We start from the raw sequence: 14,299 nt of genomic DNA on the forward strand, positions 1-14,299 counted from the left end.
GGAGCGGGGCCGTTGCCGTTTTCCGGGCATGTTCATCGACCCGCCATCGACGTGACATGCCGGCGACGCCGGGTCGCCGCCCGGCAGGTCGACGCTTCCCGGTATGAGTGCCATCGAGGTCACGGCTCCGATCCGCCCCGACGTTCTCACCTCCCGATATCGACTGCTGCTGTCCTCCGATCGCGAACACCGCGAGGCGGCACAACGCCTGCGCCACACCGTGTTCGCCGCCGAACCCGGATTCACCGCGGCCACCGGGCCGGGTGACCGGGATGTGGACCGCTTCGACGAGTACTGCGAGCACCTGCTGGTCCGCGACGAGACGGCCGACGAGACCGTCGGCTGCTACCGCATCCTCACCCCGGAGGCCGCGCGTGCGGCCGGTGGCCTCTACACGGCAACGGAATTCGATGTCGATGCCCTCGACCCGCTGCGCGCGGACATGGTCGAGTTGGGCCGGGCGTGCGTGCATCCGGGCCACCGGACCGGTGCGGTGCTCGCCATGATGTGGGCAGGGATGCTGAACTTCCTCGACCTCTCCGGTCACCGGTGGGCCGTCGGCTGCGTGTCGGTGCCCATGCGGCTGCGAGCCGACGACGCCGAGGGTGCCAACGTCCGCGCGGTCCGCGACCGGTTGCTCGCCGACCATTCGAGCGGGGCGGATCTTCGGGTCCGCCCGCTGCGGCCGGTTCCGGGAATCGACACCCTTGTGCCCCCGGCGAGGCCGGAGCTGCCGCCCCTGTTGCGTGGCTACCTCCGTCTCGGCGCCCGGATCTGCGGAGAACCCGCCCACGACCCGGACTTCGGGGTCGCCGACTTCGTGGCGCTACTCGGCATGCACGACGTCGACCCGCGATACCTGCGGCGACTGCGGTCGGTCCCGGTGGCGATGCGATGAACCACGCCTGGATGCCGTCGAGCCCCTGCGGGGACGGATGCATGACCGACCACGGGATCCGCGCCGGAGCTGTGCGTATCGGACTGCGGGGTGCAGGGCTGGCCGTGCTGCTGTCGGGGTTGCCGATGCTGGCGGTTGGCGCGGCCCTGCCGTCGCCGTGGCGGCGCGGCATGCACCGCGGCTACGCGCGGTCGGCGCTGCGGGTGCTGGGACTGCGGCTGCGGGTCAGCGACGAACGGGACCGGACTCCCGAGAGCGGGGGAGTGCTTGTCGTCGCGGGCCACGTCTCGTGGCTCGACGTGCTCACGCTGACGGCCGTCGAGCCCGGCGCGTTCGTCGCCCGCTCCGACCTGCTCGACTGGCCGCTGATCGGACCGTTCGTCCGGCGCGTGCGGGTCGTGCCGATCGACAGGGCGCGGCTGCGGGCGCTGCCCGCGGTCGTCGGCGACGTGGCGACGCGCCTTCGCGGCGGAGCTCGTGTGGTCGTGTTCCCCGAGGGCACCACCTGGTGTGGGAGGGCGTACGGTCGCCTGCGCCCGGCGCTGTTCCAGGCCGCCGTCGACGCGGGCGTCGCAGTGGCCCCGATCGGGTTGCGGTACGTGGGTCCGGACGGGACGACGGCGACCGGGGCCTGTTTCGTCGGAGACCAGACCTTCGTGGCGTCGCTGCGGCGGATCGTCCGGCTGCGCGAGGTGCACATCGAGGTCCGCCTGGCCCCACTGCAGCAGCCGGGCACCGATCGCCGCGAGCTGGCCGCCCGATGTGAGCGGCTGATTCGCGACGGTCGCCGCGAGTCCGGCGCGGCACCGTCCGCGTTCCCGCGGAGCCGAGCGTCGCTCGCCGCGTGAAAGCGCCGGGCACCGCCGGCCGCGTGAAAGGGCCGCGTGCCGCCGGCCGCGTGAAAGGGCCGCGTGCCGCCGGCCGTGGGAAAGCGCCGAGCACCGCCGGTCGTGTGAACCCGCCTACCTGCGCGGTCGGCGTCCGGCCCGACACGGGGGACGGGCTATCCTGGTCGGGTCATGACTTCGCCCCGCCCCCACACCACCGGAGCCGGTGATCACGGCCGCGCCGACGCGCCGCGGCCCGCCCCGTCGCACCCCGTGTATCTGGATCACGCCGCAACCACGCCGATGCTGCCGGAATCGATCGCCGCGATGACCGACGTCCTCGCGACCGTCGGCAATGCCTCGTCCCTGCACGGCTCCGGTCGCGCGGCCCGTCGCCGGGTGGAGGAGTCGCGGGAGTCGATCGCCGCCGACCTCGGTGCGCGGCCCTCGGAGGTCGTCTTCACCTCGGGTGGCACCGAGTCCGACAACCTCGCGGTCAAGGGCATCTACTGGGCGCGCCGGGACGCCGACCCGCGCCGTCGCCGGATCGTCACCAGCACGGTCGAGCACCACGCCGTTCTCGACGCGGTCGAGTGGCTGGCGGCGCACGAGGGTGCCGAGGTGACCTGGCTGCCGGTCGACGCGGACTGCCGGGTGGACCCGGACGACCTGCGCCGCGAACTCGAGATCCATGCAGACGAGACCGCGCTGGTCACCGTGATGTGGGCGAACAACGAGGTCGGCTCGATCATGCCGATCGCCGAACTCGCCGCGGTCGCAGCGGAGTTCGGTGTGCCGATGCACAGTGACGCCGTCCAGGCCGTCGCGCAGCTGCCGGTGGACTTCGCCGCGAGTGGACTGTCCGCGCTCAGCGTCGCGGCTCACAAGTTCGGCGGTCCTCACGGGTCCGGTGCCCTGCTGCTCGGCAGGCAGGTGCCGTGTGTGCCGCTGGCTCACGGCGGCGGGCACGAACGAGACCTGCGCGCGGGCACGCTGGACACGGCCGCAACGGTGGCCACCGCGGCCGCACTGCGCAAGACGGTGTCGGACAGGGAGTTCCGTGCCGCCGAACTGACCCGGTTGCGGGATCGGCTGATCGACGGCGTGCGCGCACTGGTGCCGGACGCGGTGCTCAACGGTCCGGCCGGCGCCGACCGGCTGCCCGGCAACGCGCACTTCACCTTCCCCGGCTGTGAGGGCGACTCGCTGCTGATGCTGCTGGATGCGGCCGGCGTCGAGTGCTCCACCGGGTCGGCCTGCACGGCCGGAGTGGCCAGCGCCAGCCACGTGCTGCTCGCGATGGGGGTCGACTCCCGCATCGCGCGCGGGTCACTGCGATTCTCGCTCGGTCACACGTCCACCGACGCGGACGTCGACGCCCTGCTCGCGGCGCTGCCGCAGGTCGTCGAACGGGCCCGTGCGGCGGGGTTGGCGGGCTCGAGGTCGAGGCGCATGCAGAGCACGGGAGGAGCGCGCTGATGCGGGTACTGGCGGCAATGAGCGGCGGGGTCGACTCCGCGGTGGCGGCGGCCCGGGCGGTCGAGGCCGGGCACGAGGTGGTCGGGGTGCACCTGGCGCTGTCCACGGCCCCGGGCACCTTGCGCACCGGGTCGCGCGGCTGCTGTTCCAAGGAAGACGCCGGTGACGCGCGTCGTGCCGCGGATGTACTCGGAATCCCGTTCTACGTCTGGGATTTCGCGGACCAGTTCAAGGAAGACGTGATCGACGACTTCGTCGCGGCCTATGCCGCAGGCGAGACGCCGAACCCGTGCCTGCGGTGCAACGAGAAGATCAAGTTCGCCGCCCTCGCCGACCGGGCGATCGCACTCGGCTTCGACGCCGTCGCCACCGGGCACTACGCACGTTTGGAGGACGGGGTCCTGCGCCGGGCCGTGGACGAGGACAAGGACCAGTCCTACGTGCTCGGTGTGCTGACCGCCGAGCAGCTCGCGCGGGCGATGTTCCCGGTCGGGGACACCCCGAAGCCGCAGATCCGGGAGGAGGCCGCGGCGCGCGGACTCGCGGTCGCGGACAAGCCGGACAGCCACGACATCTGCTTCATTCCGTCCGGGGACACCCGCGCGTTCCTCGGCGCGAAGATCGGTGTCCGGCCCGGGAAGGTCGTCGACGCGGACACCGGCGCCGAACTCGCCGACCATGACGGCGTGCACGGATTCACCATCGGTCAGCGGAAGGGTCTCGGTGTCGAGGGCCCGGCCGCCGACGGCAGGCCCCGCTACGTCACCGCGATCGAACCCGACACGGGGACCGTGAAGGTCGGGTCCGCGGAACGCCTGCAGGTGTGGACGATCCGCGCCGAGAGGGCGATCTGGACCTCCGGTTCGGCGCCGGACGGGCCGATCGAGTGCACCGTCCAGGTGCGTGCCCACGGTGGCCTCGCAGACGCCGTCGTCGACGACGTCGACGGCGGACTCGTGGTGCGACTGCGCGAACCGTTGACCGGTGTCGCGCGGGGGCAGGCGGTGGTCCTCTACCGCCGTGACCCCGCCGGTGACGTCGTGCTCGGCAGCGGCACCATCGCCGGCACCGGCGGTGCCGACGAGCCCGGCGCCGCCGGCAGTGAATCACGGTGACGGACAACGTCTTTCCCGTCGGTGTCGCGACGGGCGTCGGCTCGTGGCCGGGCGTCGACGCTCGCGAGGCCGCCGCGATCGTGGTCGGCGAACTGCCGGAACTGCCGCACCTGGTGGAGCTTCCGGCGCGGGGGCTCGGCGCCGACATGATCGGCCGTGCCGCCGCCCTGCTGGTCGACCTGCCGCTCGACACCTCGACGACGGGCTACCGCGTCGCGCAGCGGCCAGGGCCGGTCACCCGTCTCGCCCGCGACCTGCTCGCCCGCGACCTCGATGCGCTCGAGGAGTCGTGGGAACTTGCCGGCCGGCGTGGTACCGACCAGCCGGTGAAGGTGCAGGCCGTCGGACCGCTCACTCTGGCCTCACAGGTGGAACTCGTCGGCGGGCACCGCGCGCTGACCGACCCCGGGGCACTGCGGGATCTGGCCGAGTCGCTGGCGGAGGGCGTCCGCGGGCACGTCGCGGAGGTTGCGCGGCGGCTGGGCTCGCCGGTGGTGCTGCAGTTCGACGAGCCGGGACTGCGATCGGTACTGGACGGATCGCTGTCCGGGGTGTCGATCCTGCAGACGCCGCGCGCCCTCCCCGAACCGGAGGCGCTGGCGGTCCTGCAGTCGGTGATCGCGGCCGTGGACGTTCCGGTCCTCGTGCACTGCTGCGCCGCGACCCCGCCGCTGGATCTGCTGCGTCGCAGCGGTGCCGCGATGGTGGGGCTGGATGTCGGCGTGCTCCGGGCCGCGGATCTGGACGGGGTCGGGGAGGTGCTCGAGTCGGGACTGTCGCTCGCCCTGGGCCTGGTGCCACCGGTCGCGCCCGAGCGGGTACCCGGCTGGCGGGACCTGGCGCGACCGGCGGTCACTCTCGTCGACCGGCTCGGTTTCCCGCGCACCGTGCTGGCCGAGCGGGTGCTGATCACCCCGGCCTGCGGGCTGGCCGGGGCGGGCGCCGAATGGTCCCGACGGGCGTTGCGCGGTGCGGCCGAGGTCGCCCGGGCGTTCGCCGACGGAGCCGAGTTCGACCAGTAGGCTGCCGCCATGGCAGATCCTCGTGGGCTGGACCCGGCGGTGCGGACCTTCCTGGACGGGGTGAGTCACCGGGTCCGCAGGCGCGACGCCGAAACCCTGCTGGCACTGATGGAGTCCGTGACGGGGGAGCGCGCCGCACTGTGGGGGCCGTCGATCGTCGCCTTCGGCAGCTACCACTACAAGTACGAGAGCGGTCGCGAGGGCGACGCGCCTGCGGCGGGTTTCTCGCCACGTAAGGCCGCGTCGGTGGTCTATCTGTCCGACGGTGTCGGTGCGCATGCCGACCTCGTCGACCGTCTCGGGCCGCACACCTCCGGGGTCGGGTGCCTCTACATCAAGGACCTCACGCAGGTGGACCTCGGTGTGCTCGAACAGCTGGTGGCGCGCTCGTACGCCGCGCTCACCGCCGGAACCCACGGGTTGCGGGCGAGGGAGGGCGGCGCGGGCTCCTGAGGCGTCGGGAGGTGTCGGCGCGCTGGGATAGCCTTTCTGGCGTGACCGAGAACGTGGCGGCGACCGCCGAGGAACGTGACGAGTGGCAGCGGCTCGCGGAGGAGGTGCGTGAGCACCAGTTCCGCTACTACGTCAAGGACGCGCCGACCATCTCGGACGGCGAGTTCGACGCGCTGCTGCGGCACCTGACCGACCTCGAGGACCGTCACCCGGACCTCCGCACCCCGGACTCGCCGACCCAGCTCGTCGGTGGCGGCTTCGCCACCGAGTTCACCGCGGTCGACCATCTCGAACGAATGCTCAGCCTGGACAACGTCTTCGACGAGGCGGAACTGCGCACCTGGATCTCCCGAGTCGAAGCCGAGACGGGCCCCGATCTGCACTACCTGTGCGAGGTGAAGATCGACGGCGTGGCGCTGAGCCTGGTCTACGAGAACGGCAAGCTGGTTCGGGGCGCCACCCGCGGCGACGGCCGCACGGGGGAGGACGTCACCCTCAACGCCCGCACCATCGACGACATCCCCCACACCCTCACGGGAACCGACGAGTACCCGGTGCCCGCGCTGCTGGAGGTGCGCGGCGAGGTGTTCTTCCGGCTCGAGGACTTCGAGGCGCTCAACGCCTCCCTCGTCGCAGAGGGCAAGGCGCCGTTCGCGAACCCCCGAAACTCCGCCGCCGGTTCGCTGCGGCAGAAGAACCCCGCGGTCACCGCGAAGCGACGGCTCGGGATGATCTGCCACGGCATCGGCCGCACCGAGGGTTTCGACCCGGTCAGTCAGCACGACGCCTACACCGCGCTGGCCGCGTGGGGGCTGCCCGTCTCGACGCACACCGCGCGGGTGCAGGGCGCCGACGCGGTCGTCGCCAAGGTCGCCTACTGGGACGAGCACCGGCACGACGTCGAGCACGAGATCGACGGCCTGGTCGTCAAGGTCGACGAGATGTCCCTGCACCGCCGCCTCGGGGCCACGTCGCGGGCGCCGCGGTGGGCAACTGCCTACAAGTACCCGCCGGAGGAGGCCACCACCAAGCTGCTCGACATCCGGGTCAGCGTTGGCCGCACCGGTCGGGTCACCCCGTTTGCGTACATGGAACCGGTCACCGTGGCCGGGTCGACGGTGGCGCTGGCGACGCTGCACAACGGGTCCGAGGTCAAGCGCAAGGGTGTGCTGATCGGCGACACGGTCGTCATCCGCAAGGCGGGCGAGGTGATTCCCGAGGTTCTCGGCCCGGTCGTGGACATGCGCGACGGCACGGAACGCGAGTTCGTGATGCCGACGCACTGCCCCGAGTGCGGAACGGAACTGGCGCCCGCGAAGGAGGGCGACGCGGACATCCGCTGCCCCAACACCAGGTCCTGCCCGGCCCAGTTGCGGGAGCGCGTCTTCCACGTCGCCGGTCGAGGCGCGTTCGACATCGAGGTGCTCGGCTACGAGGCCGCGACCGCACTGCTCGAGGCGGGGGTGATCCGTGACGAGGGGGATCTCTTCTCGCTCACCGCGGACGACCTGATGAAGACGGCGCTGTTCACCACCAAGGCGGGCGCCCTGTCCGCGAACGGGAAGCGTCTCCTCGACAACCTGGACTCATCGAAGACGCAGCCACTGTGGCGGGTGCTGGTGGCCCTGTCGATCCGGCACGTCGGCCCGACCGCGGCCCGCGCGCTGGCCTCGGCGTTCGGCAGCCTGGAGCGGATCGAGTCGGCGTCGGTGGAGGAGCTGGCCGCGGTGGACGGCGTCGGCGGCACCATCGCCGCGGCCGTTGTCGAGTGGTTCGCCGTCGACTGGCACCGCGACATCGTCGAGAAGTGGCGCGCCGCAGGCGTTTCCATGGAGGACGAACGGGACGAGTCGATCGAGCGCAACCTGGAGGGGCTCTCCATCGTGGTCACCGGGTCGCTGGTCGGATTCACCCGCGACGGCGCGAAGGAGGCCATCCTGCAGCGCGGCGGCAAGGCCGCCGGCTCGGTGTCGAAGAAGACCGCGTTCGTGGTCATCGGCGATGCACCGGGCTCGAAGGCGGACAAGGCCGAGCAGCTCGGCGTTCCCATCCTCGACGAGGACGGATTCGTCCGGCTGCTCTCGGGCGGTCCGGAGGCGGTGACCGCGGCGGTCGAGGGCGAGTCGGACTGACGACTGCGAGAGTTGCTCTGCCGCAACCGGATCAGTGGTGGTGATCTCCGCCGTCGCGGTGGAGGGCCTCGGGTAGGAAGGCGGCGCCGGGACCGTAGGTGGCGGCGGAGTCGTTCGGGTTCGAAAGCGCGCAGGTCTGGAGCGACAGGCAGCCGCAGCCGATGCAGGACTCGAGGCCGTCGCGCAGCGCCTCCAGTGCATCGATCTGCTCGTCGAGGCGGGCGCGCCAGCTACGGGACAGGCGCGCCCAGTCGGCCCGGGTCGGCGCTCGCCCGCCGGGCAGGGTGTCCATGGTCTCGGCGATCTCGTCGAGGCTGAGCCCGATGCTGCGGGCGGCCCGGATGAACGCGATCTTGCGCAGCACGCTGCGCTGGTAGCGGCGCTGGTTGCCGGACGTTCGGGTGCTCTCGATCAGCCCCTGGCTCTCGTAGTACCGCAGGGCGGATGCGGCCAGCCCACTGCGTTCGGACACCTCGCCGACCGTCAGTAGATCCGTGGTGCGCACGCGGTTCCTCCTCTGCGGGTGCCGTCAACACAGGTGAAGTCGACTTCAGCTTCCGCTCGGACGGGGCCGGCGGCAAGTGGTCGATCTCACGACGAACCGCCCGTGGTGGTGATCATCACTCGATGCGCGCCGTGGTGGTCGCTGAACGCCTTGCCGGCGATTCCGTCACAGCCGACGATTGTGCAGGTGAGCGGGCTGTCGGTGATTGCGGGACCGTCCGCCCGGGGTGCTGCTCCGGGCCCCGACCTGCCCGTTCGGGGAGGTTGAGGCGGGTACGCCGTTGCTGCGATAGTGACGCCATGATCTCCATTCGCCCCGTCGACCCCGCCGATTTCGACGCCGTCGCCGAACTGACCGTCGACTCCTATGTCGGCGGCGGATTCGTCGCCGAGGCCAGCGGCTACGTCCAGCGGCTGCGTGACACCGCGACCCGCGCCGATCAGGCCGAGGTGCTGGTCGCGGAATGGGACGGCGAGGTCGTCGGATCGGTCACGATCGCCGAGCCGGGCACCCCGTTCTCCGATGTCGCGCAGGACGGCGAGCTCGAGTTCCGGATGCTCGCGGTCTCCTCCGAGGCCCGCGGCAAGGGTGCCGGTTCCGCCCTGGTGCGGCACGTGCTCGACACCGCCTACGACCGGGGGTTGCAGGCGGTGGTCATCTCCACCGAACCGGAGATGGTCGACGCCCGCCGCATCTACGACCGCAACGACTTCGTACACGTCCCCGACCGGGACTGGCAGCCGGTGCCGGGAATGGAGCTGACCGTCCTGGTCCGCGAGATCGTCTGACCGGTCGCCGGCCCGGAGGCCGGGCGCCGGATCACCCCAGGACGGTCGCCACGATGCCGGCGAGGTAGCCGAGGCGCGCGATCTCGGACGGCCGGAATTCCGGACCGCCGGAGCGCCCGAGCAGCAGCACCCGGCCGGAGTGGCCCAGCGGAGCCGCGGCGAGGGTGGTGTCGACGTTCCTCCACGTGTCCGGCACCCAGTCGGCCTGGTCGTCGAGGATCGTGGGCTTCTGCAACGGCATCCACGGCACGTCACCGGCGTGCGTCTCCGGTGCACCGCCGCTGCCGACGACGCGGAAGGCGCCGTGCGGCCCGATCCCGATCACGGTCGCCCAACTGACGCGCAGCACGCGGGCGGCGCCGTCGACGAGGACCTGCAGCCGATCGTCGCGCGCGGTCGCGACCTGGTCGATCAGTTCCAGCTCGCGGTGTGTGTCGAGCAGTCCGGTGTACGGGCGGATCGAATCGACCCGAACGCCGGAGAGGTTCTCGGCGGCGGTGATGAGGGTGTCCGGCAACGATCCCTGCGCCACGTCGACCACCAGGTCGTCGACGGCGAAACCGGCGCCGCGCTCGACGACGTCGAGGGAGAGGATGTCCGCGCCCACGGAGCCGAGCGCGACGGCGAGCGAGCCCAGGCTGCCGGGTCGGTCGGGTAGCTGGACACGCAGTAGGTACGACACGGAATTCCTTTGTCACAACGGTTCGGCGGCGGTCGAGGCGGCTCGGCCGCCCGGCCGGACGGGGAGTCGTCGATGCCCCCGCGGCAACCATCCTTCCACCCCGGACCGACCGGTGAGGGCTGTGCCGGAACACCCCGTGGGAAACGCCCAGCTCGCCGCAGAATCGTCACCGCCGGGACATGCAGGCGTTCCGAGACGGAAACAGATCGCCCGAGCGAGGCGCTGGATGCAGGCCGCCGCGGCGCAGCCGATAGGCTGGTGGGCATCGTGTGTTCGCCGACCTGAAAGGGGCCCACGGGTGCCTGCCATCTCCCGCGACGAGGTCGCCCACCTCGCCCGGCTGTCCCGGCTCGCGCTGACCGACGCGGAACTCGACGAGTTCGCCGGCCAGCTCGACTCGATTCTCAGCCACGTCAAGACCGTCGCAGAGGTCGCCGCGGATGACGTGCCGCCCACCGCGAACCCGTACGCGCTGGTCAACGTGACCCGCCCCGACGTCGTCGTGCCGGGACTGTCTCCCGAGCAGGCGCTGTCCGGTGCGCCCGCCGTCGAGCAGGAACGTTTCGCCGTCCCGCAGATCCTGGGAGAAGAGCAGTGACCGCCGAGCTGACCGCACTCGACGCCTCCGTCCTCGCGTCGAAGATCCATGCCCGCGAGGTGTCCTCGGTGGAGGTCACCCAGGCGCATCTGGACCGCATCGCCGCCGTCGACGGCGAGTACAACGCCTTCCTGCACGTGTCCGGCGAGGCGGCGCTCGCCGCGGCCAAGCAGGTCGACGACGCCCTCGCGGCGGGTGAGGCGCCGGCCTCGCCGCTCGCCGGAGTCCCGTTGGCGCTGAAGGACGTTTTCACCACCACCGACGCCCCGACCACCTGCGGATCGAAGATCCTCGAGGGCTGGGTCGCGCCGTACGACGCGACGCTGACCACCCGGTTGCGCGAGGCGGGCATCCCGGTGCTCGGCAAGACCAACATGGACGAGTTCGCGATGGGCTCGTCGACGGAGAACTCCGCGTACGGCCCGACCCGGAACCCGTGGGACACCAGCCGGATTCCCGGCGGCTCCGGCGGCGGCAGCGCGGCCGCGCTGGCCTCGAACCAGGCGCCGCTCGCGATCGGCACCGACACCGGCGGCTCCATCCGGCAGCCGGCCGCTGTCACCGCCACCGTCGGCACCAAGCCCACCTACGGCACCGTCTCCCGTTTCGGCCTGGTCGCCTGCGCGTCGTCGCTGGACCAGGGTGGCCCGTGTGGCCGCACCGTCCTCGACACCGCGTTGCTGCACGAGGTGATCGCCGGGTACGACCCGCGCGACTCCACGTCGATCGACGCGCCGGTGCGTCCGGTTGTCGAGGCCGCCCGCCAGGGCGCGACCGGAGACCTGAAGGGTGTCCGGATCGGTGTGGTCAAGGAACTGCACTCCGACAGCTACCAGCCCGGCGTGATCGCCTCATTCGACGCCGCCGTCGCCCAGCTGAAGGAACTCGGCGCCGAGGTCGTCGAGGTCTCCTGCCCGAGCTTCGAGTACGCGCTCGCGTCCTACTACCTGGTGCTGCCCAGCGAGGTCTCCTCGAACCTGGCCCGATTCGACGCGATGCGGTACGGCATGCGCGTCGACGACGGCAACATGAGCGCCGACCAGGTGATGGCCGCGACCCGTGCCGCCGGTTTCGGCAAGGAAGTCAAGCGCCGCATCATGATCGGCACCTATGCGCTGTCGTCGGGTTACTACGACGCGTACTACGGCTCCGCGCTCAAGGTTCGCACCCTGATCGCCCGCGATTTCGACGCCGCGTACGAGAAGGTCGACGTCCTCGTCTCGCCGACCAGCCCGTTCACCCCGTGGAAGCTGGGGGAGAAGGTCGACGATCCACTGGCGATGTACCTGTCCGACCTGTGCACGCTGCCGACCAATCTGGCCGGGCACTGCGCGATCTCGGTGCCGTCCGGTCTCTCGGCGGACGACGGCCTGCCGGTCGGCCTGCAGGTGATGGCCCCGGCTCTCGCCGACGAGCGGCTCTACCGGGTCGCCGCGGCCTACGAGGCCGCCCGCGGACCGATCACCCGCTGATGTAGCGGCACGGCCCGGGATCCGAATCGCCGGATCCCGGGCCGTTTTGCGTCGAGTGAACGGAGCGTTCAGTCGATCTGATCGACTGAACGCTTCCGTTCATTCGTGGGGGAGGGCTCGGTCACGAGTCGGCCGGCGCGGTCACGCACACCATGGTCGCGTTCACCGCGGCGTTCCCGGTGAACCTGTCGGTCACGGCGGGATCGTGGAGCAGGTTGACGTTCGCGCCCGGGTGCGCCGCGGCGGTCGACCAGCCGACCCCCTTCTCGCCGTGTCCCCATCCGTGTGGGATCGCGACGGTGCCGACCCGGATCTCGTCGCTGACCTCGACAGGGACCTCGATGCTGCCGACGCGTGAGCGCACCGTCACCGGCTGCCCGTCGACGAGTGCCCGGGCCGCGGCGTCGTCCGGGTGCATCAGTACGGTGCAGCGATCACGGCCCTTGACCATGGCCGGCACATTGTGCAGCCACGAGTTGTTCGATCTCAGGTGCCTGCGGCCGATCAGCCTCAGATCGAATTCGTTTTCGAGGCACTCGGTTTCGTTCGTCTCGACGAGTCGCCGGGCCTCCGCGACGAATTCCGCAGGCGCGAGTTGCACCCGCCGGTCCGGGGTCGAGATCAGCGACGCGAGGCGGGGCTCGAGAGGGCCGAGGTCCACGCCGCCGGGCGTGCGCCGGATCCGGTTCATCGTCAGCCCGCCGCGGCCGCGGCGCAGCATGCCGTGCGGGCCGGTCAGGACGCCGAGCGCACCGATCCGGAGCGGGCTGATCCGGTCGATCACTCGCCGAAGCGGTGTCGTCAGCAGCGATCGCAGCGGAACCGGCACCACCTCCAGCAGCAGCCGGGCGAGGATCTGCCAGTCCTCGAGCGCGTCCTCGGGCGGATCGAAGACGCGCGCATTGAAGCGGGCGTTGTTTCGAACCGAGAAGACCGGGAACAGGAAGTCGAACTCCTCCCGCTCGAGGTGTGACGTCGGCGGCAGTACGACGTCGGCGTGCCGCGAGGTCTCGGTGAGGTACATGTCGACCGCGACGTAGAAGTCGAGTGCGTCGAGCGCCTCGTCGAGCCGGCCGCCCTGCGGGGTGGACAGCACCGGGTTGCCCGCGTAGGTGATCAGCGCCCGGACGGGTCCCGGTGATCCGGGCCCGTCGCCGAGGATCTCGTCGGCGAGCCCGACCACGGGGAGCTCGGTGCGGAAGGCCTTGCGGTCCCCGCCGCGGTTCGTCCACCGTCCGTATCCCGACCCGAGGCGGCGCACGAATCGCGCGGCGTCGATCGGGGGCGTCGCGTACATCTGCCCGCCGGGCCGGTCCAGATTGCCGGTCACGGCGTTGAGCGTGTTGACCAGCCAGTGCGTGATGGTCCCGGTGACCTGGTGGCACACGCCGATTCGGGCGTACGCCACCGCCGAGGTCGCGTCGCGATGGTCGCGTGCGAGCCGCCGGATCGTGCCCGCGTCCACCCCGGCCCTCGGTGCCATCGCTTCGGGCGTGCACGGGCGGACCAGGTCGGCCAGCTCACGCCAGCCCGCGATCGGCATGGTGCCCTCGGGTTCGGTTGCGCCGTCGGCAACGAGGGTGTGCAGCATTCCCAGCAGCAGGTACGGGTCGCCGCCCGGCCTGATCGCGACGTGCTCGTCCGCCAGTCGCGCGGTCTCCGTGCGGCGCGGGTCGACCACCACCACCGTCCCGCCGCGGCGGCGGATCGCGCGAATACGGCCCCGGGCGTCCGGCATCGTCGTGATCGAGCCGTTCGACACGGCGGGATTGGCCCCGAGGATCAGCAGCCGGTCGGTCCGGTCCACGTCGGCGATCGGCATCAGCACGTTCGAGCCGTACATCTTCCACGCAGCGAATTCCTGGGGGAACTGGTCGATCGACGAGGCCGAGTAGAAGTGCCGGGTGAGCAGGGCGACGCGCAGCGCCATCCCGTAGACCACCGAGGAGCTGTGCGCGGCCGGGTTGCCGAGGTACATCGCGATCGCGTCGCGGCCGTGCCGACGCCGGACCGCACGCAGGTTACGACCGACCAGCGCGAGCGCCTCGTCCCAGCCGATCTCCTCGAAGCCGTCACCCACTCGGCGCAGGGGGCGCCGCAACCGCTCCGGATCGTGGTGCAGGTCGCCAAGCGCGGTCGCCTTCGGGCAGATGTACCCGTGGGACAGCACGTCGTCCGGGTCGCCCTCGACGCGGGTGACATGGTCGTTCTCGACTGTGACCAGGACGCCGCAGTGTGCCTCGCAGAGCGTGCACTGCCGGGCGACGGTACGTGTGGACATGCTCGGGCCCCTCCACGGTTGTGCCCGGAACTTAGCACCGGCGAGTC

13 protein-coding genes are annotated in these 14,299 nt (G+C 71.5%); 10 read left to right on the forward strand and 3 right to left on the reverse strand.

The genetic code is table 11. The features are described from left to right. Positions 1 to 103 precede the first annotated feature (103 nt). The 7 genes from ACWDU4_RS02000 to ligA all read left to right on the forward strand — a co-directional run bounded on the left by ACWDU4_RS02000 (position 104) and on the right by ligA (position 7,926). Positions 104 to 898 (forward strand): GNAT family N-acetyltransferase, encoded by a 795-nt coding sequence (locus tag ACWDU4_RS02000; RefSeq protein WP_450112164.1) that lies wholly within the window; start codon positions 104 to 106, stop codon positions 896 to 898. 41 nt (positions 899 to 939) lie between these two features. After that, positions 940 to 1,746: a lysophospholipid acyltransferase family protein gene (locus ACWDU4_RS02005; protein ID WP_450112165.1), complete on the forward strand. Its 807-nt coding sequence runs from the start codon at positions 940 to 942 to the stop codon at positions 1,744 to 1,746. Between the two features lie 171 nt (positions 1,747 to 1,917). Continuing rightward, positions 1,918 to 3,204, forward strand: a complete 1,287-nt coding sequence (locus tag ACWDU4_RS02010) for a cysteine desulfurase family protein (RefSeq protein ID WP_450112166.1) — start codon at positions 1,918 to 1,920, stop codon at positions 3,202 to 3,204. Next, entirely contained in the window at positions 3,204 to 4,319 is a 1,116-nt protein-coding gene (mnmA, locus tag ACWDU4_RS02015) for a tRNA 2-thiouridine(34) synthase MnmA (protein WP_450112167.1), read from the forward strand. Before ACWDU4_RS02010 ends, mnmA begins: the two co-directional genes overlap by 1 nt. Beyond that, complete coding sequence (locus tag ACWDU4_RS02020; RefSeq protein ID WP_450112168.1) at positions 4,316 to 5,341, forward strand: methionine synthase; 1,026 nt, start codon at positions 4,316 to 4,318, stop codon at positions 5,339 to 5,341. Before mnmA ends, ACWDU4_RS02020 begins: the two co-directional genes overlap by 4 nt. Positions 5,342 to 5,350: 9 nt before the next feature. Then, the gene (locus tag ACWDU4_RS02025) at positions 5,351 to 5,794 is read left to right on the forward strand and encodes a DUF1801 domain-containing protein (RefSeq protein ID WP_450112169.1); all 444 of its coding nucleotides are present in this window, start codon (positions 5,351 to 5,353) and stop codon (positions 5,792 to 5,794) included. 41 nt (positions 5,795 to 5,835) lie between these two features. Beyond that, complete coding sequence (gene ligA / locus ACWDU4_RS02030) at positions 5,836 to 7,926, forward strand: NAD-dependent DNA ligase LigA (protein WP_450112170.1); 2,091 nt, start codon at positions 5,836 to 5,838, stop codon at positions 7,924 to 7,926. A gap of 31 nt (positions 7,927 to 7,957) precedes the next feature. On the opposite strand, the gene soxR is transcribed toward ligA, so the two are convergent. After that, complete coding sequence (soxR, locus tag ACWDU4_RS02035) at positions 7,958 to 8,431, reverse strand: redox-sensitive transcriptional activator SoxR (RefSeq protein WP_450112171.1); 474 nt, start codon at positions 8,429 to 8,431, stop codon at positions 7,958 to 7,960. A 299-nt stretch (positions 8,432 to 8,730) separates the two neighbouring features. Between soxR and ACWDU4_RS02040 the strand changes: the two genes are divergently transcribed. Continuing rightward, complete coding sequence (locus tag ACWDU4_RS02040; RefSeq protein ID WP_450112172.1) at positions 8,731 to 9,219, forward strand: GNAT family N-acetyltransferase; 489 nt, start codon at positions 8,731 to 8,733, stop codon at positions 9,217 to 9,219. A gap of 31 nt (positions 9,220 to 9,250) precedes the next feature. On the opposite strand, the gene ACWDU4_RS02045 is transcribed toward ACWDU4_RS02040, so the two are convergent. Beyond that, positions 9,251 to 9,901 carry an amino acid-binding protein gene (locus tag ACWDU4_RS02045; protein WP_450112173.1) on the reverse strand — a complete coding sequence of 217 codons (651 nt, stop codon included), beginning with the start codon at positions 9,899 to 9,901 and terminating at the stop codon, positions 9,251 to 9,253. Positions 9,902 to 10,199: 298 nt separating this feature from the next. Here ACWDU4_RS02045 and gatC point away from each other — a divergent pair, with 298 nt between their 5' ends. Next, positions 10,200 to 10,499, forward strand: a complete 300-nt coding sequence (gatC, locus tag ACWDU4_RS02050) for an Asp-tRNA(Asn)/Glu-tRNA(Gln) amidotransferase subunit GatC (protein WP_450112174.1) — start codon at positions 10,200 to 10,202, stop codon at positions 10,497 to 10,499. Then, positions 10,496 to 11,971 carry an Asp-tRNA(Asn)/Glu-tRNA(Gln) amidotransferase subunit GatA gene (gene gatA / locus ACWDU4_RS02055; RefSeq protein ID WP_450112175.1) on the forward strand — a complete coding sequence of 492 codons (1,476 nt, stop codon included), beginning with the start codon at positions 10,496 to 10,498 and terminating at the stop codon, positions 11,969 to 11,971. Before gatC ends, gatA begins: the two co-directional genes overlap by 4 nt. 121 nt (positions 11,972 to 12,092) lie before the next feature. Here the strand turns inward: gatA and ACWDU4_RS02060 are convergent, their stop codons facing one another. Further along, complete coding sequence (locus ACWDU4_RS02060; protein ID WP_450112176.1) at positions 12,093 to 14,252, reverse strand: molybdopterin-dependent oxidoreductase; 2,160 nt, start codon at positions 14,250 to 14,252, stop codon at positions 12,093 to 12,095. Positions 14,253 to 14,299 lie beyond the last annotated feature (47 nt).

The sequence above is a fragment of the Rhodococcus sp. NPDC003348 genome (assembly GCF_053589375.1).

Coding starts and splice junctions, on each gene's coding strand:
- ACWDU4_RS02000 (WP_450112164.1), top strand. CDS start 104: ATGAGTGCCATCGAGGTCACGGCTCCGATCCGCCCCGACGTTCTCACC.
- ACWDU4_RS02005 (WP_450112165.1), top strand. CDS start 940: ATGACCGACCACGGGATCCGCGCCGGAGCTGTGCGTATCGGACTGCGG.
- ACWDU4_RS02010 (WP_450112166.1), top strand. CDS start 1,918: ATGACTTCGCCCCGCCCCCACACCACCGGAGCCGGTGATCACGGCCGC.
- mnmA (WP_450112167.1), top strand. CDS start 3,204: ATGCGGGTACTGGCGGCAATGAGCGGCGGGGTCGACTCCGCGGTGGCG.
- ACWDU4_RS02025 (WP_450112169.1), top strand. CDS start 5,351: ATGGCAGATCCTCGTGGGCTGGACCCGGCGGTGCGGACCTTCCTGGAC.
- ACWDU4_RS02040 (WP_450112172.1), top strand. CDS start 8,731: ATGATCTCCATTCGCCCCGTCGACCCCGCCGATTTCGACGCCGTCGCC.
- ACWDU4_RS02060 (WP_450112176.1), bottom strand. CDS start 14,252: ATGTCCACACGTACCGTCGCCCGGCAGTGCACGCTCTGCGAGGCACAC.